Origin of the sequence: Spirosoma endbachense, assembly GCF_010233585.1 — a bacterium.
In the GTDB taxonomy this organism is placed as follows: Bacteria; Bacteroidota; Bacteroidia; order Cytophagales; family Spirosomataceae; genus Spirosoma; species Spirosoma endbachense.
In genome coordinates this window covers 3,679,678-3,698,567 of sequence record NZ_CP045997.1, presented here as the reverse complement: position 1 = coordinate 3,698,567, position 18,890 = coordinate 3,679,678, and the positions used below count along the sequence as shown (strand labels likewise).

19 protein-coding genes are annotated in these 18,890 nt (G+C 49.0%); 3 read left to right on the top strand and 16 right to left on the bottom strand.

The genetic code is table 11. The features are described from left to right. Nucleotides 1–158 precede the first annotated feature (158 nt). The 3 genes from GJR95_RS14790 to GJR95_RS14780 all read left to right on the top strand — a co-directional run bounded on the left by GJR95_RS14790 (nucleotide 159) and on the right by GJR95_RS14780 (nucleotide 1,457). The gene (locus tag GJR95_RS14790) at nucleotides 159–569 is read left to right on the top strand and encodes a hypothetical protein (protein WP_162386597.1); all 411 of its coding nucleotides are present in this window, start codon (nucleotides 159–161) and stop codon (nucleotides 567–569) included. Nucleotides 570–632: 63 nt separating this feature from the next. Continuing rightward, entirely contained in the window at nucleotides 633–1,022 is a 390-nt protein-coding gene (locus tag GJR95_RS14785) for a helix-turn-helix domain-containing protein (RefSeq protein WP_162386596.1), read from the top strand. Nucleotides 1,023–1,073: 51 nt separating this feature from the next. After that, on the top strand, nucleotides 1,074–1,457 hold the full coding sequence (locus tag GJR95_RS14780) for a VOC family protein (protein WP_162386595.1): 384 nt from the start codon (nucleotides 1,074–1,076) through the stop codon (nucleotides 1,455–1,457). Nucleotides 1,458–1,520: 63 nt separating this feature from the next. Here the strand turns inward: GJR95_RS14780 and GJR95_RS14775 are convergent, their stop codons facing one another. The 16 genes from GJR95_RS14775 to GJR95_RS14700 form a co-directional block, all read right to left on the bottom strand. Beyond that, entirely contained in the window at nucleotides 1,521–3,908 is a 2,388-nt protein-coding gene (locus GJR95_RS14775) for a gliding motility-associated C-terminal domain-containing protein (protein WP_162386594.1), read from the bottom strand. Nucleotides 3,909–4,253: 345 nt separating this feature from the next. Continuing rightward, nucleotides 4,254–5,459 carry a DUF3570 domain-containing protein gene (locus GJR95_RS14770; protein ID WP_162386593.1) on the bottom strand — a complete coding sequence of 402 codons (1,206 nt, stop codon included), beginning with the start codon at nucleotides 5,457–5,459 and terminating at the stop codon, nucleotides 4,254–4,256. Between the two features lie 12 nt (nucleotides 5,460–5,471). Beyond that, nucleotides 5,472–5,699, bottom strand: a complete 228-nt coding sequence (locus GJR95_RS14765; RefSeq protein WP_162386592.1) for a DUF4266 domain-containing protein — start codon at nucleotides 5,697–5,699, stop codon at nucleotides 5,472–5,474. A 28-nt stretch (nucleotides 5,700–5,727) separates the two neighbouring features. Beyond that, entirely contained in the window at nucleotides 5,728–6,696 is a 969-nt protein-coding gene (locus GJR95_RS14760) for an FAD:protein FMN transferase (protein ID WP_162386591.1), read from the bottom strand. Continuing rightward, nucleotides 6,693–7,136 carry a thioredoxin family protein gene (locus GJR95_RS14755; RefSeq protein ID WP_162386590.1) on the bottom strand — a complete coding sequence of 148 codons (444 nt, stop codon included), beginning with the start codon at nucleotides 7,134–7,136 and terminating at the stop codon, nucleotides 6,693–6,695. Before GJR95_RS14755 ends, GJR95_RS14760 begins: the two co-directional genes overlap by 4 nt. A 27-nt stretch (nucleotides 7,137–7,163) precedes the next feature. Then, nucleotides 7,164–7,688 (bottom strand): Rieske (2Fe-2S) protein, encoded by a 525-nt coding sequence (locus GJR95_RS14750; RefSeq protein WP_162386589.1) that lies wholly within the window; start codon nucleotides 7,686–7,688, stop codon nucleotides 7,164–7,166. A gap of 254 nt (nucleotides 7,689–7,942) precedes the next feature. Next, nucleotides 7,943–8,356: a hypothetical protein gene (locus GJR95_RS14745; RefSeq protein WP_162386588.1), complete on the bottom strand. Its 414-nt coding sequence runs from the start codon at nucleotides 8,354–8,356 to the stop codon at nucleotides 7,943–7,945. Nucleotides 8,357–8,378: 22 nt separating this feature from the next. Then, complete coding sequence (locus GJR95_RS14740) at nucleotides 8,379–8,627, bottom strand: hypothetical protein (protein WP_162386587.1); 249 nt, start codon at nucleotides 8,625–8,627, stop codon at nucleotides 8,379–8,381. Between the two features lie 390 nt (nucleotides 8,628–9,017). Next, a complete protein-coding gene (locus GJR95_RS14735; protein ID WP_232541191.1) occupies nucleotides 9,018–10,343 on the bottom strand; it encodes a DUF4270 family protein in 1,326 nt (441 codons plus the stop codon). 9 nt (nucleotides 10,344–10,352) lie between these two features. After that, complete coding sequence (locus tag GJR95_RS14730) at nucleotides 10,353–10,721, bottom strand: DUF4907 domain-containing protein (protein WP_232541190.1); 369 nt, start codon at nucleotides 10,719–10,721, stop codon at nucleotides 10,353–10,355. Beyond that, nucleotides 10,708–11,805, bottom strand: a complete 1,098-nt coding sequence (locus tag GJR95_RS14725; protein ID WP_162386586.1) for a Kelch repeat-containing protein — start codon at nucleotides 11,803–11,805, stop codon at nucleotides 10,708–10,710. The genes GJR95_RS14730 and GJR95_RS14725 overlap by 14 nt, the downstream gene beginning before the upstream one ends. Before the next feature lie 345 nt (nucleotides 11,806–12,150). Next, nucleotides 12,151–13,551: a S41 family peptidase gene (locus GJR95_RS14720; RefSeq protein ID WP_162391714.1), complete on the bottom strand. Its 1,401-nt coding sequence runs from the start codon at nucleotides 13,549–13,551 to the stop codon at nucleotides 12,151–12,153. Between the two features lie 435 nt (nucleotides 13,552–13,986). Further along, nucleotides 13,987–15,234 carry an NAD(P)/FAD-dependent oxidoreductase gene (locus GJR95_RS14715; RefSeq protein WP_162386585.1) on the bottom strand — a complete coding sequence of 416 codons (1,248 nt, stop codon included), beginning with the start codon at nucleotides 15,232–15,234 and terminating at the stop codon, nucleotides 13,987–13,989. 2 nt (nucleotides 15,235–15,236) lie between these two features. Further along, a complete protein-coding gene (locus tag GJR95_RS14710) occupies nucleotides 15,237–16,235 on the bottom strand; it encodes a 4-hydroxyproline epimerase (RefSeq protein WP_162386584.1) in 999 nt (332 codons plus the stop codon). 60 nt (nucleotides 16,236–16,295) lie between these two features. After that, entirely contained in the window at nucleotides 16,296–17,216 is a 921-nt protein-coding gene (locus tag GJR95_RS14705) for a dihydrodipicolinate synthase family protein (protein WP_162391713.1), read from the bottom strand. 24 nt (nucleotides 17,217–17,240) lie between these two features. Beyond that, entirely contained in the window at nucleotides 17,241–18,881 is a 1,641-nt protein-coding gene (locus GJR95_RS14700) for a M1 family metallopeptidase (protein WP_162386583.1), read from the bottom strand. Between the last annotated feature and the right edge of the window lie 9 nt (nucleotides 18,882–18,890).

Here is an 18,890-nt window from a genome sequence, read left to right as displayed (position 1 = left end):
AAATCAGGCTATAGTATTGATTTGCTGGAGTTTATGGGCGTAAAACAACGTAAGACTAAAACAACTTCTGCTAATCAGAAGTATTTGTATGGAAAGGCTAACAAATTGAAAGCCATTGGATCGTGCTTTTATTGACTAACATAGCCTTTGTAAAAAACATGAAAATAGTACTCAACATATTCCCCTTATGGCTGATAACCGTGTTTGCGATGGCTCAAACAAAGCCAGCATCATCGACGTCGCCAGCACCATCCGCTATCGTTTCGACCATACAGGACATCACGGGCAAACGTTTCCAGCCCGATACGGTCTTCACCGCTCTATCGGAGGAAGACGAAACCTTGCTGGAGAAGGAGCCCATCGCCAATTGGGGACTGGCTCAGGAATCGGGACAGAATATGACCTACTATAATCTGGTCATTGGCACACGGTCCTACCAACTGCTCATCACCAAATCGCCCAAGGCTGAGTTTCCAACGGCAACCTTGCTTCGCTTCATCACACCTAAATCGAAGCCGGAACCCATTGCCCGAGGTACACTCAAACCGAAGGAAGAAAAGCCTAAATAAACCATCAATTTTCGATTCCTTTAGTTACTTTGGCAAAAGACACCCACTAACCAGAATTACCCCTTGACGTACTATCAGCAGCAATTGGTGAAAATCAGGGAAGCGTGCTTTCTTAAGGACTATATCTACGATCAGCTCATTCAGGCCAAGCAATTTATTGACCTGAACTATGCTCAATCGCTCAAACTGACCGACATAGCAGAAAAAGCCTTCCTGTCGAAATACCATTTTGCCCGGCTTTTCAGAAATGCGTACGGCCGAACACCCCATCAGTACCTAACCGCTATTCGGATTGAGAAGGCTAAAAAACTTTTGATAACAGATAGTACGGTGATGGATGTTTGCTTTGCGGTTGGTTTTAATAGTGTTAGTTCGTTTACCAGCCTGTTTAAACGAATTACCGGCACTACGCCCGCGGCTTATCAGGCAAAAAAAGCAATTTTGAAGAAGTGACTCCTGAAAGCGTAGCGTATTCTTGCATCGATTGGACAATAGGCAAATACGATGAAAATAAAGCTAACCAGTATATTGGTCGATGACCAGGAGAAAGCGTTAAAATTTTATACCAATGTGTTGGGCTTCCTTAAAAAGACGGAAATACCAATGGGCGAGCATAAATGGCTCACCGTTGTTTCTGCGGAGGAACAAGATGGGGTTGAAGTAGTTCTGGAACCAATGGGTTTTGAACCGGCTAAAGTATATCAGCGAGCTCTGTTCGAGGCAGGCATTCCGCTAACGGCTTTTCACGTCGAAGATGTTCAGCGAGAATATGAACGATTGGTGAATTTAGGCGTCGTCTTTAGTATGAAACCGACGCAAATGGGACCTGTTACGCTGGCTGTCTTCGATGACACCTGTGGTAATAATATTCAGTTGGTACAAGTGTAGTCGTCATGATCGCCCAGTATCATGACGACTACACTTGTCAGGAGTAATCCGCCTGTTTTATCATCAGGGATGATCCCGGATAAGGACCAATCGGCCCTGAATCGGCGGCTTACCGGGAATGGGGCGCAGACTGTATGGATAAACACCCGTTGGCAATTCACTGCCATTAAACATACCGTCGAATGGTGTCGCATAGCCATTTCTGGATAAATAGACCACCTCGCCCCAGCGGTTGAAAATGGTTACTACAGCATCAGGAAAAGCTTCAATACCGGGTAAGCGTAAAAAATCGTTCATACCATCGCCGTTGGGCGTGAAGGCATCGGGTACGTAAACACGTTCATAGACGGTGATATGAATGGTGTCTTTTACCTCGCAGCCACTCTTGTTTTTGACATCGATTGTATATGTTATATCATCCTGAATAGCGGTTATGGTCGGATTGGCAGTGGTATCGTTATCCAGATAGGTAGAAGAAACCCATTGAAACTGGTTTGGATTTCCCGTGTAAACCGGGTTGAGATTGAATGTATTCCCTTTGTAGGTAATCAGCGAGTCGATGAGCTGGATCGTTGGTATGGGTGCTACAATAGCCGTGCGGCTGGCTACAATACCGGTACATTCAGGCGCTGCTTTGACGGTGTAGGTTACGACATGTTCACCAACGCCAGCCGTTCGGGCATCAAATGCGGCTTCGGTTACCCCTGGCCCGTTATATTCTCCCCCTGGTGGGCTACCCTGTAGCGTAACTACAGGTACATTGGTGCCGCACATATCCGGAATCGTATCCAGCTTGACGGTTATAGGCGGAATTTGTTCAACCACAAAGTTGGCCGATACGCCTGTGCAGCCGTAGGTGTCCGTTGCCGTGAGGCTATAAATGCCAGCGGCTATTGCTTTATAATTTGGGTCGGTTGTACCCGTAAGAATCTGCCCGTCTTTTTGCCAGCTGTAACTCACACCGCCACTGCCAACCAAGGCCAGAGATTCCTGCGGGCAGAGCCGGTGGGAGCCGGTTGCCGATTGGATGACAGCCTGCACCGCCGGTGAGCGCTCAATCGAAAGCGTATCGGTGCGTGAAATACATCCTAATGGTTGCAGTGTCAGCACGGTCCAGTATTTACCGGGCTGACTGATTGTCATGGAGTCGGTAGTTTGGCCAGAAAGAGATTGTCCATTTTGATACCATTGGTACGTAACATCCGTGCTTCCCACAACCTGCATTCGAACTGAGCCAGTCGTAGCGCATAAGTGCCCGGTTGGGCTTAGTTTGCCATCGGCTCCAGCCACGGTGATGATTACGCTCTCTGAATTTCCCGTTTTGCTACAGGCTGCTTTCTGCGAAACAACAAGGGTATATTCGCCTGCGTCCCGCACCGTTATCGATGTGCCGGTTGCATTGGCCAGATTAATTCCATCCCGGCGCCATTGATAGTTCCAGTTTGAATTGGCGGTGGCCTGAATTACCGCCGAATCGCCCCGACAGATGGTCGCATTACGGATTCCCAGGGCTTGGTTTTTGATCTGAACGGCCGGATCGGGTGTTGTGGTAGGCGGGCAATCGATAACCAGGAATTGAAAATCCCGCCGGACCTCACCAATTTTTGTGCCGTTTCGGTACTCTTCAACTTTTACGGCAAACACAAACAATCCCAATTGAGTAGCCGTTACCGAAAGTTGCCCGGTTTGTTCATTAATAGATAACGTCGGGCTGCCCGGTATGGCATTATTGGCATTGAAACCCGATAGCCAGTTTACGTCGGGGTAGGGCGCTGGCGAAACGGCATTCTGGGTATTTCCGGTTCCTTTCTGATTGAGCGGTGTGACGAGCGAGTAGCGGAGGTCGTCGCTATCGGGATCGGTTGCTCCAAAGGGAAATGTAAAGGGGTCGCCGAGGCAGATGTATTCGCCATTGATGGGTGCAAATCGGGGTGAAGAGTTATCGAAGACTTTCCCGTTCTGCTGTAACGCCGGGAATTCCAGATAAAAGGTAAAACCAGTTTGTGATGGATCATTAATGTTATTGATACCCGCATTACGATTGCGGGTTTGATACGAAATATAATACCCGCCCGCGTCAGAATAAGCAGAAGGTGTAAGTTGAATATCGGCCTCGTAGGTAAGCACCACAAATCTCAGGTTACGCAATTCGGCGCAGTATTCATTGCTGAATATAATGGGCTGGCGCGCTGCCGTTTCGCGAACGGTAAAGGTTAGCATCAGCATATTATCCCGCTTCCGGAAAACACCCAGATTGCCCGTATTGGCCTGCCGGGCTATGCCGGGAGTGCCATCTTCGAGATAGTTCGTTACAATGATTCGGTAGTGGCCAGGTACATCGCCAAGGGCCCGCATTTCCAGCTGTCCACCCACCTGATGAGTAGCCCTTGCGGTAAATGAATACCCCAATGCCATAAGACTAAGTATAATCCGGAAAGTAGATGTACGCATAAACTAGTTGCTCTAAAATCACCTGCACTCATACTCGTCACTGCTATGCACTAGTAGGGAATTCTACCCGGTCGACGTTGGGGAATAGGCATTTATTCTACCCGTTTGACCAGTTTTTATGAATACACGAAATGTGTCTTATCTTGTTAATCTGTATATTTGAATCTATTAGAGATAAAAATACACACTTATCTGGCAATCAACTCAATAGTTTTTGATTTTGCTATAAGCCGGGCTGTTCTCTATAACAAGTTATTTTAAAAAAAGCAGCTGGGCCCTTAGCCAATGGCATCATTATTAACACAAGTCAAAAAGAGCATAACCCTGCTCTGGCTACTGTGGTAATTACTTCAATTTTGCTAATAAGGTAATGTTGTTAGCCACCATACCGGTACTTCGGATGTAATGCCCATACCGTAATTCAATGCTCTGCCAGTGACTAATACCAAACAGACCTCCAGGAGGGGCCATTCGTAGCCCTGTACCCAGAAATTGGCTGTTAAATCCCGAGATATCATAGTCGCTGGTAAAATAGCGTTCTGTTAGCGCATGCTGGCCATACGGAGCAAAATACCGCACGGCTGTCTGGTGGCTAAAGCGATAAAATGGGCTGACCGATACGAACGAGGTTAGCTTGATAGGGGCCTCCAGATTGATGGTATGGGCCTGCATTCCCCAGTCGTCGATATAATAGCGGTAGAACGTTCGCAGAATAACCCGGTCTCCGGCAAAATAATGGAGCCGCAGGCCAATGGGTAACTTTAGCCGGGAGCCGGGCAATCGCTCCACGGTTTCGGAGCCATCTTTAGAGTAAATGCGATGAAACGGAGTGCTCAACAAACCCTGCTGAACTGCCGGTTCGATGGTAAACAGCACTTGTAAACGCTTATTGATCACCTGTGATAGCGACAGGCTAAAGTTGTACGAATTTCGGGGCTTATGATCAACAGGATCGGTGTCGCCATGTGCGCCGGAACCGTAGCCATCCGGCCGGAGCTCGGCTGGCAGAATCACCGTCCAAGTATCAAAAAACGCGCCTGCTTTCAGACTTACTTCGCGGTTGTTATCCGCTGAGGCTTTAGCCCAGTTCAGGTTTATACCATAGGATTTGTAATCGTATTCCGTTGAATAGGCCAGTGAAATCCCTTTTGTCGTTCGATTCTCGTCGTTATGGACAGTCCAGGATATGGACGGGTAAACATGGGTATCGCTTCGGGAGGCCGACGAAACGGTTAACGGATCGATCTTGTCGGAAGAGGCTGATGTGTAGTGATCAATGTTAAAATCGAAGGCAAGCGTATGTTGCCGGTTTCGGCGATCTGTGGTTTTCAACACCAGATCGAATGACTGGGCCAGATCGGTTAGCTTTTCAGATCCAATGCCGCCGGTAACTGCCGAATTATTACCGTCCTGCTGGTAATAGCTTGATACCAGATTAATTTCTTCAACCTTAAGTTTTCGCTTTTCGTAAGCCGGTTTTTCACTGGATTGGGCATAGCCAAACTTCATCAGACTGAGCAGTAATCCAACAGAAATACAAATCTTTTTCATGAATTTCGGGGATTAATTACAGCCACAACCACCGCCACTTTTGCCACCATTGGCACCGGCCGCTCCTTCGCGGTAGAGATAAAAGTTCTGTTCGAATTTCTCGGATTTGCGCGCCGATAATTCCATTTCGGCGTCGTTGATACGGCTTTTCTGGTACTCTTTGACCGTAACGCAGGAGGTCGTGCCCAGTACTAGGATACTGGCCGATAGAATAGCCTTGAATGAGGTTCGTATAGTCATCGATACGGTGATTTACAGGGCATTGGCTTTAGCTGACCATGTCTGGTGAATGCAATCGAATAGTTTTTGAGGTGTAAATCACATCGGTATCGTCGATAATGACGCAGGCAATATTTTTCATCTGATTGATCAAATCGAGCCCTACCCGAACACCCATTACCATAACAGGGGTAGCGAGCGCATCGGCCAGTTCAGCATTTGGCGCAATGATCGTCACGCTTTTGATTCCCGATACTGGGTAGCCGGTTTTGGGATCTATTGTGTGCGAATACCGTTTCCCGCCAATTAGCGCATACTTTTCGTAAGTGCCTGAAGTGGCTACAGCCGCATTGCTGATGGTCAGATAAGAAAATGCCTGTCTGGTTCCGGCCAGAAGGTGCGAATCCGGATCCGCGATACCGATCGTCCAGGGATTGCCAGTTGGCTGGTTTCCCCAGGTTGTCAGATCACCCGCTGCGTTTACGATACCACTTTCGACCCCGCGCTCACGCAGGAGCTGTTTAGCCCGTTCGGCAGCATATCCTTTGCCAATACCACCGAAACCAATCCGCATTCCTTTTTCTTTCAGGAATACACTACGCACAGCCGCATTAAGTTGTACGTTCCGATAGTCGATGAGCCTTACCAGCCGCCGGGCCGTTTTGGGGTCTGGCAAGGATGTCAGCGTGGTGTCAAAATTCCAGAGCCGTTTATCAATCGACCCGTAGGTAATATCAAATGCGCCCTGCGTTAGCTCCGACAGCCGTAGCGAGCGCTGAATCAGCGCAAATACTTCTGCATCGACCTGAACGGGTCTGATGCCTGCATTCGCATTGATCTGATTGGTCTGACTGAGCTCGTTATAGGTAGTCAGCAATGCCTCAATTCGACTGATTTCCTGAATGGCTTCATCGATTCGAGCGTTGGCCCAGGCTGCATCCTCGCCAACGACGCTGATTTCGAAGCGATTGCCCATCAGCCGCTGGACTCGTTGGTGGATACGCATGTCCGATTTCATTTGGCCGAAGGTGTCAGGGACTGAATGGTTTCCATAAACGACGATGGCGTCAGCGATTGCGGATAGCCATCCCATTCTTTCAGGACTTTACCATTGGCGTCGAGCAACAGCGTAAACGGAAACTTACCCTGCCGGTTGTATTTTTCGGCCAGTGCTTCGTTATGGGCAACCTGTTTGGTCTCTAACTGATTCTTCGATAGACGGGGGAAATCGGCACGTACGAGTATTAAGCGATCCGTTGCGAATTCCTGAAAAGCGGGAGATTCAAAAACGTCTTTTTTGAGCTTAATACATGGGCCGCACCAATCGGAGCCCGAAAAATTAAGCAGAATCAATTTATGACTTTGGCTGGCTTCAGCTTTAGCGTGCTCAAAATCGAGTTGCCAGCCGGTAGTCGTGATAACAAATGATGTTAGAAGAGATATGAGTAGCAGTTTCATACAGATGTTGGGGCTAACCGGTGATGATTAACTGTAAACGACAAGGGTTTTGCCATCGGTGGCTACCTTATAAACGGTTATTCCCCGACTTCCAAAGCTGTTTTTGCCTTTGCCAGTCAGGTCAAAGCGTGCGCCGTGCTGGGTGCAGTAGAATTCTGTTTTATTGAAGATAATGGCTTTCTTCGGCTCATGGCTACACGTTTGCGTGACAGCAACATAGGTGCCTGCGCTAACCTGGGCCACTACAATTCCACTCTGCGCAAGGTAACCTCCGATGCTTTTCAGCGCCGAAGCTGTCGAACTGGTCAGGTCAATGGTTAGCAGGCGATTGGTAATTGTGCTCAGGTCGGTTGAGCTGCTGGTTGTAGTGGTTACCGGTTGTGTTGTGGTGCCACTGCTGGTTGTAGTGGTTACGGGCGATGTAACGGTGCCCGTTGGCGTAAGCGTCAATGCATTAACGACAGAGTCTCCTTCATGGACACAGGACGTAAGCGCTGCCATCAGCGCTGCCCCTGTGAATCCCATTGATTTCAGAAAATCGTAACGAGTCATAGGTGATAAACTGCAAGTACTGGAGATTATTGACCAATACGCGAACTCGTTCGAAACTGTTGCAGAAATTACTCAAATTGACTGTGCGATTTCCAGGTCGTATAACACATCGTTTATTATGAGCGAGTTACAGCAGACGTCGATTATAAACACTGAGGAAGCAGATGGCCAGCAATCGGCACGATCAACTTATAATCAGCTAACTAGCTACTAAAACTCTTGCAGGAGCGATTCCTATTGCGGCTATTTTCAGATCATTTATCCCATAGCATCAGCCATTGGCGAGCCTCTTCGTTGCCAACAAAATAGCGGCTGACTACTGCATCATTCTGTCGGGCGGAGGCTCTCAGGATCATATCGGCACCCAGCTTCCCGAACTGATTGAGGTCATTCAGAATAATGGCTACCCGGATGTTATGCGGCAAATAAAGAGTCGCTCGGGGTAGCCATTCCTGTATGAACCACTGTAAATCGATTGGATTAAATAATCGGAGCGCCTGGAGGTCGATCAGCCACCGTTTAGGCTGGTGTTTTCTGGCCAGTGCCAGTATGGCCAGTGAGCCATTCTGGAAGCTTTCGCTGGTGGGCAAGCCCGTCCATGTTTGCTGGATGAAGTGCACTCCACAATCGACAATCACTGTGACGTGCTCATTCCGGTACGTTTTCATAGTTACTGAAGAGCGGAATCGACTAAAATTTATGGGGAGCTATAACGACTACTTCTTTTTCAGAATAGGCCCGCTGTAATTCGGCTTCAGCAAACCGGTAAGCATAGATGAACTTGTCGTTTTCGTTATGAATTAGGCCCATATCTTCGAGTTGCACAACGTTATTCCAGATACGTTGGAGACTTCCGTAAAACTCATCTTCTGACTGCGACAGGAGCGCCTGTAGGGCTGGCTGCGGTGTTGGAGTTGCCCGATTTACTTCCGATTTCATGAATGTACGTTGCATCTTCTGACTTATTCAGTTTGGCCGCTGTCTCACGGTTTAAGAAGGTAACGTACATCTTGGGCATCTGATATTTGATTTCTGGCCTTTTAACGCGGTTTTTAAGCTCTTTTAACATCAGTCCAAGGTAGACCTCTGCCTATTGGCTGCTGACCCCATTGCAAGTAGAAAGCCATCGGTAGAGAAAAAAACGAGCTGCTGTGTCCAGAAAAACAATGGGCTTTTACTGGTTCAACCTGGGAGTTATAGCTATAAAAAAGGAAGAGTAGTAAGTAGCCAGAGAGTGGTATGTATAGAATTATAAAGGCCAGCAAAATAGAATTTTGCTGGCCTGCTGAATAAAGTTGTAGTCAAAAACCGAAATGCCTTGCAAGCAGCTTATAGACTGGACGTCATATACAGCTGCAATTTCATCGGGTCGTTTTGCCGTAGCTGGTTACCGAGCGTTACCCGCTGAATCAATTCCCGCAACGTAGGCGTCCCGTTTTGTGGGTTTGGATACGTGGTCAGCAATAGTGCACGATTCGGAATTTTCCGCTTGATAATCTGACCAATGTAATAGGTCAAATCAAACGTGTACGTATCATCCAGTAGCGGTGTATATGGATTTAGGTAATACTGCGCAATCGCTTGTGTTGACCCTGATGACGTACCCGGTACGGTTGCTATAATATCATTCTGACCGTTGACTTCATAAATAGCCAGGTTTAGTACTGGAGCCGCATTATCCAGAATGCTTTGTCGAACCGGTTTTATGACCAGTAAGGCACTGTTCAGGTCGACAAACTGATCGGGGCGCGCAAACGCACCCAGAAACGGAAATTCGATGCGGGTTTGCAGACCGGCTCCCCAGGAGATAGATGTCGTGTTGTCAGTTTGACGGCTGTTTACCGCATCTGAACGGGTCTTTAACGAACTTAAGACTGTGCCGCTCCGGTCGTTCTGCAATTGGGTAAAGTGCAGACTGCTGAGCGGGAACAGCACGTTCGAGGCTGTCTGATTAATATCAGTATCGTGATAATAGAGCCGTAAACCGCTTGTTGAACCCGTTGCAAACGCCAGAAATGTATTATTGGCTGTTGATTGACTCACAAAGGCAAAGCCAGGAAAAAACTCTTCTAATGTAGTTGAGTTGTTAATTTCTCCATTAACCAGCTTTGCGTAGAATGCCTGTGCGATGTCGGCTGGAATCCGCATACGAACGGGCCTTGTACCGGTTACCGGCCTGGGTATAATTGCCTGTTGTAAAAAGGGCTTCGTTTCGTAGCTGGCAGGCGTGGTATTATAAAAGAGTTGAGGAGTCAACGGCCGATTCAGGCGGTACACACTCATATTAAATACTGAAGCAGTATCACCATAAGTATAGGCATAGCCTAATTCAAGCACTAAAGAATCTAAACGCAATGTCGTTTGAGTCGTAAACGAGTTCGACGCATAATCAAGTGCCGCGATTCCTCGTGCCGTTAACCGACCCGTTTTTGCATCAGTCCACTGCCCAATCAGAATATTTTGGTCGGGAGACGTTGGGAATGAGTCAGTCTTCAACACCGTTGATGTCTGAATTGTAACAGAATCAATGGATTGAACCAACAACTCCTGCGGGTTGATGACCGATTGCCCCACGTTAAGATCGCCTGATTGACAGGCGAAAAGTACAATACCGGTCAGCAACAGCAAACCGGCGTACCAGAAAGTACGCATCATAAAAACAGATCAGGGAATTGTTACGCCTAACTGGCGCAATTCGTCATGTGTCAGAGTAGGCATTGCCTGTTCCTCCTGTAATTTCTCGACAACCCGCTCACCGACCCGTTGGGCCTGCTCACTGTTGGTAAAGCCTACCACACCAGGTACGCCCGGTATGGTAGGCTGGTGAATAAACGGCTTGCCGTTATCCAGTATATCGTAACCCCAGCCACTAGATGTGTTAAAGACCTGAACCTTGTAGTGAGGCTGCCAACTGTAGAACAGGTAGCCAGTCAGGATTGCAAGGCCCGCCATTACCAGTAACAACCCTTTGCGGATCAGCTCTGGCCGGGAACGTCGTTTCTTCTGTGGCTCTATGGTTTTAGTTGGTGTCAAGGTCCTGTGCTATGGTTGGGTCGAACTCCCACAGGTCATCAAAACGAGCTGTACCACTCAGACCTGTTGTAACGTACCCTTTACCGCCGATTGCAAAACCAATCGCGTAGGTTCTTCCCGATCCTTCAAATGTTCCGAGCGTTGCCCAGATGTCAGTAGCCGGATTGTATTGCCAAACGGTTGTGCTGCTGGCATCACCGGATGTAATATAGCCCAGGTTGTTAATGGCAAATCCAACAGCATAGCTCCGGGCAATGGTCGACTGATCAGTCGTAAACTGAGCTTTTTCAACCCATAAATCCTGCGCCGGATCATAAGCATACCAATCTCTCAGGGTGCTTCCGTTGTTGTTGCCCGTTCCAACATAAGCCAGTCCGTTGAGCACGATGGCTACGGCACCAACCCGCTTCGATCCGCTGTAGCTGCTAACTTTTGCCCAGGCGTTTTGAGCTGGATCAAACGACCATATATCTTTCAAATAGTTGCCATCATTACCAGTACCCACGTAGCCTTTGTTACCAATCGAAAAGGCGACAGCAGCGTAACGGGCCGTACCACCAAAATCGGATACAGCTTTCCACTTATTGGTTGCCTGATCGTATTCCCAGAAGTCTTTCAGTTTGTCATTATTGGCATTCAGACCGGTTCCGATATAGCCTTTGGTACCGACCGAAAAACCAACAGCATTTGTCCGGGCAACTCCGCCAAAATCGGCCAGCTGTACCCAAGTGTTTTTCGTCTGATCATAAGCCCAGAAATCTTTCAGGCGATTATTGGAAGCATCGTATCCTGTACCCAGGTAGGCAAAATTACCGATAACGAAACCGGAAGAAGAGGCACGAGCCACACCTTCAAAATCGGAACGGTGTCTCCAGTCGCCTAGCGTTGATGCCGTGTCGGAGCTGGAGCAACCGATAAGTGCGCTGGCCCAGCCTATGCAAACCAGACCTAATGCCCAGTTAATGAGCTGTGACCGGCGGTGATTTTTAGTATCCTGATCTGCTTGTGAGAGAGAAGCCGTTTGGGATATAGATTTCGGCTGGAACCCAGTTGCCGAACGAAATCGGATTGGTAAATTAATCATGAAAGATAGCGTAAACGAAAGAACTGAACCGTAAAGTTATATCAATTTGAGTTAAGACCGATGCTTTTGAGGCTTCCAACGGGGGAATTAGCCGAGACGAACGATTAACGTATAAATGGTTAATTTGTCTTTCCTGGCCAGCTCGCGCGGGCTTGAACCTTAAATGCGTTCTGCAAAATTACTTTAAACGGACCTTACTTACTAACGGGGGGTATTCATAAAAATTCTTAATTCTTGCCGACCAGTCAAAACTTAATTTGCCGGAACGGCTAAAGGACCTGTTTAACAAGCGCGCTGGCATCTCTGAATCAGAGGTGCCAGCGCGCTTGTTAAACAGGTCTGTATCTACAGATTGAGGTTTTTCAGGGGACGTACCATCTGGCTGCCACCTGCTTTTCGCTGGATCGATGACCCCAGCGCTTTCAGTGGATTTTGGGTAGCACCCAGGCGGCTGCTGGCTCCCGTACCCGTTATCTGACCGATAGCCGCATTTAAAAGAGCATCGCGGGTGTCGCCGAGCGGATACAGGGTGATTGGTTCCTCTACTTCAACCGAGGGCGTAAAGCCAGTAGCATAATCGGATTGGCCCAGGCTGTTGAAGGACTTGAACACAATCGGCTGCATACCCCACTTGATTTTGCCGGTGTCGTCGGTAATCGTAATGGAACCAACGTTCTTGCCATGGGTAGTCGTGCCAATTGTCGTAACCGTCATGTAAGGGCGCAGGCCATTGATAATCAGCTCGCTGGCCGAGGCTGTCCAGTCGGTTGTCAGCACAAATACCCGCGATAGATTGCCACCAATGTTTTGTGCCTTCGTACTGAATTTTTGCAGAAAGAAATCGCTGCCGTATTCTTTTTGTAATTCGGGTGTAATGGTTGCGTTCCATTCTTCCCGGAAGTATAGTTTGCTGGCATCGACACCTTTGCCAATCAGGCTGGCCAGATTTGCCGAAGAGGACGTATAACCGCCCGGATTGTAGCGCAGGTCAAGAACAAGTTCATTAACGCCCTGGGCTTTAAATTTGCTGAAAATCGCATCGACCTGATTGTCATATTCCGTACCATTGCTGCCATTGGGAGCCGGTACGAACTGATTATAAACCAGATAGCCAATGGTTTTGCTGCCAATTGTATACACCGAATCCAGAAAGACCGGATTTTCCTGATAAACTGCCGTTGTTACGGTTTTTGTGACGTCGGTATCGACCAGGGCCTGATTGCTGACCTGAGCGATTCCGAACGCATAGGTCGTGGCATCGCCGAATAACAGTGATTCATAATTGGTGGTAGACAGCGATTGACCGTTTACTTTGCTGATAATGTCACCCCGCTTCAGCCCGGCCTGTTCGGCGGGGGAGTTCGGTAGAACGTACAATACCTGGGCAATCACATCGGTGGAGCCGGACGTGCGCAGATAGAGCGTAAACTCCATCCCGGTTGTTTTGGTCTGACCACTTAACTCGGCCGTCAGGTCGGTAGCGTTTTCCTCAATCCAGGAAAATCGATCCCCATCGGGTCGTAACGTTGCATCGAAACTGTATAGAATGGAATCGAAAAAGTCAGAAGGAGCCAGGGTGGTGTCAGGGTTTGCCGGAATTTTATCGTTCCAGTAATACACCTGACGCATGTTCTCCAGAATCCAGTTGTCTATCGTTGAGTTTTCACTGCTCGTTCCTGTGGTCTGCGGACTGACGTCATCGACTTTCTTATTGCATGACGACAAGGTTAGCACGAAACCGGCCATTAGCCACAAAATTGGTTTCTGCCAGATAGGCTGATTGTGAGATGCGTTGGTCATACCGTATTTTCTCATCTTGATCTGTATACTTGGAAGACTATAGGCCGTCTTCTGTAATTATGTACGTCGATGTCAAATCAAATGTTGCATACGGTATACAACGTATTGGCAGAATTCGGCCTGTGTCGATGGGATAGCGCACACTATCAGTCAATTACAGAAAGTGTCTAATCACATTTTAATCTAAAAGTCCAGGCCTATCGCCTGGAGCCGTGCCACGGGTTGTTTACGCATATTCGGCTCCAGGCGATAGGCCTGAAATCTACTACCAATTGAATTTTCCTGAATGGGATACAAACAGAGCGAGTTACTGAGTCAATAGAAAATTCTCTGCTGACTCAGTAACTCGCTCTAGTTACGCTGTAAAAAAAACTGGATCGGTTACTTGCTGAACCGTTCAGGAGCAAAAGGATATAGTGATAGGCTGGCGGTTCTACCCGTAACGGTCTCGGCAACTAACTGACCAGTTGCCGGGCCAAGGCTTACGCCCATCATGCCATGCCCGGTAGCGAGTGTCAGGTTTTGCAAATGCTTCAGGCGACCAATGTAAGGGAGCCCATCGGGGGAGCAGGGACGAAGACCCCGCCAGACCGTTTCAGTCGCGGGCATCGTAACGGCCAGATCAGGATAATACCGATTGATCGACTGTACAATACCCCGAACCCGATTCGGGTTTACCGACAGATCGGTTCCAGCAATTTCGAGCGTTCCGGCCAACCGGAGCTGACCGTTCATTGGTGTAGCGGTCGCGCGTGCTTCGAGCATAATGGCAGGTACCCGAATGGTTTGCTCCTGCTTTGGAAGCATAAAGCTATAGCCCTTTCCGCCCTGGAGGGGTAGGGATAACCCCAGCTTTCGGGTCAATTCAGGCGACCAGGCCCCAGCGGCTACAACCACTTCATCGAATGAATAAGCACCCGTAGTTGTAATAACCTCCTGAATACGACCGTTTTGAATCGAAAAATCAATTACTTGCTGATTCTCGAGCATCGCTACACCCAGTTGTCGCAACCGAATGACTAATGCCCGAATCAACTGATTGGGATAGATGTGTGCATCGCCGGGATAGTAAACGGCACCGCGTACTGTGACCCTGGCCGTCGGCTCAAGATCCTGTACCTGCTGACCTGTCAGTAGTTGCGCGTCAACACCCGCCCGATTCGCTACATTGGCTTCATCAGCCATTTCGTGCTCGTTGTCGGGCGTCTGATAGAGCATCAGTAAGCCACGTTCCTGCCAGCCGAAGTCGAGATTGCCCGTTGTGGCCAGTTCCTGATAGAGTTTTTTGCTCAAAAAACTCAGATCGCGTAGCACGGGAATCGCCCGTTCGACGTGCTCGGCGGTAGCATGTTTATGAAAAAGCCAGCCCCAGCGCAGCAAATCGCGGTTGAGCCGTGGCTTTACGTAAAATGGACTGGTCGACCGAAACATCCACCGAATCCCTTTGGCGATCATTCCTGGTGCCGCGAGTGGAATAATGTGACTGGGCACAATCATACCTGCATTGCCGTGTGAGCAACTATCGGCAAACGTACCGTTTTCCAAGAGTGTCACCTCATGACCTGCCTGTCGTAAATAATAAGCTGAAAAGAGACCGCTGACGCCCCCGCCGATGATTCCTACGTTCATGATTAAATCACTTGAAATCCATACTTATACGGGTCATCCTCGTCGAGTAAGATCTGATTGAATCCGTGAATAATAGCCCAGCCTTCAACGCTGGGTATGATGGCAGGCTGGCCATTTAGCTCCGTTTCGGCCTCAATGCGACCGATGAATTTTGAGCCGATTATGCTTTCGTGGATAAAATCCTGACCGGGTTTTAGTTTGCCTTTGGCATACCACTGTGCTAATCGGGCTGAGGTTCCGGTGCCGCAGGGCGATCGGTCAATGGCCTTGTCGCCGTAGAATACAGCGTTGCGGGCAGTTGACGTAGGATCAAGTGGTTCACCGGTCCAGAGAATGTGACTTAGTCCATTGATGGTAGCATTTTCGGGATGCACAAACGTGTACTGCTCGTTCATCCGCTGTCGCATCGTTCGCGCCCAGGCAATGAGTTGTTCGGCCTTAAACTGCTCTATCCCTGGGAAATTAGGTTGTGGGTCAACAATGGCATAAAAGTTTCCGCCGTAGGCTACATCGACTGTCAATGTGCCTAAGTCGGGGCATTCTACCGTTAGGTTTTCAGCCGCGAGGTACGATTTAATATTCGTAATCTTTACCGATTTGACCTTTTTGCCTTCCTGCCGGTACTCAGCCCTAACGAGTCCGGCAGGAACTTCCAGATTCAAAACACCCGGTGTTTTGGGAGTCACCAGCCCCTGCTCAATGGCAACCGTAACCGTACCGATGGTGCCATGACCGCACATGGGCAAACAGCCCGACGTTTCGATGAACAGAACACCCACATCGTTGGCGGGGTCGCTGGGTGGATAGAGTATACTCCCCGACATCATATCGTGGCCGCGTGGCTCAAACATCAGGCCGGTCCGAATCCAGTCGTATTCGCGCAGGAAATGCTGACGTTTTTCGCTCATCGTTGCCCCCTGCAAATACGGAATACTACCACCTGTCACTACCCGAACGGGGTTACCGCAGGTGTGTGCGTCAATGCAAAAAAAAGACTTCATGAACTGGAAATATAGAATGGAAAATGAAGAACTGACCGGATCATGTCAACGATCGACACCTCAGTCTACATGAACCAACTCTTCCAGTGCGGGTAGTTTTGGCCGGTTGGCGAGACCTGTGTTTATGACGTTCAGGATACGCTCGCGTTCAGAACCGGCGAGTGGCAGGCGTGGAGCGCGGACATACTCTGTGCCAAGTCCAACGGCCGTTTCAGCTAATTTAATGTATTGTACAAGTTTGGGATGAATATCCAATTCGAGCAGGGGCAGAAACCAGCGATAAATGGCACGGGCTTCGTCGTAACGGCCTGCTTTGACGAGTCTGTAGATGGCTACTGTTTCGCGTGGGAACGCACAGACCAGCCCGGCTACCCAGCCATCGGCACCCATAACCAGTTCTTCCATCGCCAGCGTATCGACACCGCACAGAATTTTGATCCGGTCGCCAAAGCGGTTGCGGAGCCGGGTAACATTCGATATATCGCGGGTCGATTCTTTAACGGCCTGAATGGTCGGCAATTCAACCAATTCCTCGAACATGTCGAGTGTCACCTCGATTTTATAATCAACCGGGTTGTTGTAAATCATAATCGGCAGGTCGGTAGCTGCGGCAATGGCTTTAAAGTACGTGCACGTTTCACGTTCGTCGGCTTTGTAGCGCATCGGCGGCAACAACATTAACCCACTAACGCCCATCCCGGCGGCCCGTTCGGCAATGCGAACGGCTTCCCGCGTGGCTCCCTCAGCGATGTTTAACACCACTGGAACCTGTCCGTCAACATAATCAACGGCTGTTTTGACGAGTGTATCTTTCTCGTCATTGGAAAGCGTACTGGCTTCGCCGAGCGAGCCACCCAGAATAATGCCGTCTACACCCGCGTTGAGCTGTGCTGCCAGATTAGCGCTGAATGCTGCCAGATCGAGTTCTTCGTCTGCTGTGAATTTGGTCGTTAAGGCCGGAAACACGCCTTGCCAGTTGATTGCCATAGTTGAGGTTGGTTAAAATTATAGACTACTCACTAACTTACTCAGTACATAATAATTTGCATCCGGGATAAGCGTTACTGCACCCCTGGCTGGCAACGTTTTCCATTGCGCGCTTGGCGTTAGCTGCTTATACGGCCCCGATTCATCGAGGCATACGCGCACGGGCATGTCGAATCCAGCGACGCAATTTGTCCAGCGGTATTGAAACCCACCCGCAACCGGGCGATATTCGAGTACTGGAATTCGGGTGTCGCGCAGATATTGATCGAAAATGGGTTTGAGATTCAGACCCGTCTGCTGGCTCATATAGTCCTCGATTTGCTGAGTCGTAACGGTCTGGTGATAGAACGTTTTGTTCATCCCACGCAGGAGTTGCCGCCATTTCTCGTCGTCGTTAACAAGCTGCCGGATGGTGTGAAGCATGTTGCCGCCCTTGTAATACATATCGCCGGAGCCGCTATGATTAACATTGTAAATGCCGATAATGGGTTTGTCGTTACGAATGTTACCTCGACAGCCGATCACATACTGTGCCCCGGCATCTTTCCCGTAATAATATTCCGTAAACAGATTTTCGGAGTAGTTCGTAAAGCTCTCATGAATCCACATATCGGCTACGTCTTTGTAGGTAATGTTGTTGGCGAACCACTCATGCCCCGATTCGTGGACAATGATAAAATCCCAGAGCAATCCCCAGCCTGTTTTCGATAAATCGCGGCCCAGATACCCATTCCGAAATTTGTTGCCATACGTGACCGAGCTTTGGTGTTCCATACCCAGATAAGGTGTTTCGACCAGTTTGTAGCCGTCTTCGTAGAACGGATAGGGCCCAAACCAATGCTCAAACGCTTTCATCATCTGCGTAACCTGTTTGAATTGCGAACGAGCGGAATCGACGTCGTCGCGCAGGGCATAGAAGTCGATGGAAAGCGGACCTTTTTCACCTGCATATTTCTCACTCCAGTGTTCATATTGCCCGATGTTCAGGTTTACACCGTAGTTGTTGATCGGGTTGGTTACGTACCAGTTGAAGGTGCTTGTATGGTCAGGATTCGTTATTACCTGCCGCAGCCGACCATTCGAAACATCGGTTAAACCTTCAGGAACCGTCACGCTGATCGCCATCGAATCCGGTTCGTCGTACATGTGATCTTTGCAGGGCCACCACGCACTGGCGCCCAATCCCTGGCAGGCAGTGGCAATGAACCAGTTGCCCGATTTATCCCGCGACCAGACCATACCGCCATCCCAGGGGGGACGTTTGGCAATGCGCGGTTTTCCGGCATACTGCACCGTGATGGATTCCGTCTGGCCGGGTTGTTGTCGCTTGGTCAAGGCAACAAAATACGCGTTGCCATCCTGCCGGAATTTGAGTGACTCGCCATCCTGTTCAACGTTTACCACCCGCAGCGGCCGCTGGAGATCTACCTGCATGGTTTGCCCTGGCTTCAGAACGCGATACCGGATCATCGTAGAGCCGCTAAGCGTGCTATCCGTAGGCTGAACCCGGACTTTAAGATGATAAAAAGCAAGATCCCACCAGGCCCGTTCGGGCGTGATGGAGCCGCGTAGGGTGTCGTCATGGGTAAATTCATACTGTTGGGCTGATACCAGAAGGGGCAGAGTAATCAGCAGCAGGACTAATGTCAATCGGGTCATAATCGAACA